This window comes from Haemophilus haemolyticus (assembly GCF_003493685.1).
Classification (GTDB): Bacteria; Pseudomonadota; Gammaproteobacteria; order Enterobacterales; family Pasteurellaceae; genus Haemophilus; species Haemophilus haemolyticus_O.
Window position 1 is genome coordinate 1 of sequence record NZ_QQJW01000042.1, and the last position, 276, is coordinate 276.

The window sequence follows — 276 nt, forward strand, 5'->3', positions numbered from 1 at the left end:
GGCGGTGCCCTACTCTCACATGGGGATGCCCCACACTACCATCGGCATTACAGCGTTTCACTTCTGAGTTCGGTATGGTTCAGGTGGTTCCACCGCACTATCGCCGCCAGGATAATTCTTTGATAACGTTTATTTTAAATTCTATCTATGTTCTTATTGGCCACAAGCTGAATCCGATTTTCTTTTTATTGAGTCTTCTATATCTACTTTTCTTTGTTTAGTCTTTTACTTCTTTTCCGCTCTATTTTTATTTGCTTCGCTCCGCTTTTCATCTCT

Annotated in this window: 1 rRNA gene; it reads right to left on the reverse strand. The window is 41.3% G+C overall.

Annotation, left to right across the window (positions count from 1 at the left end):
- Window positions 1–111, reverse strand: a 5S ribosomal RNA gene (gene rrf / locus DV434_RS10705); the annotation flags it as partial.
- Window positions 112–276: the final 165 nt, after the last annotated feature.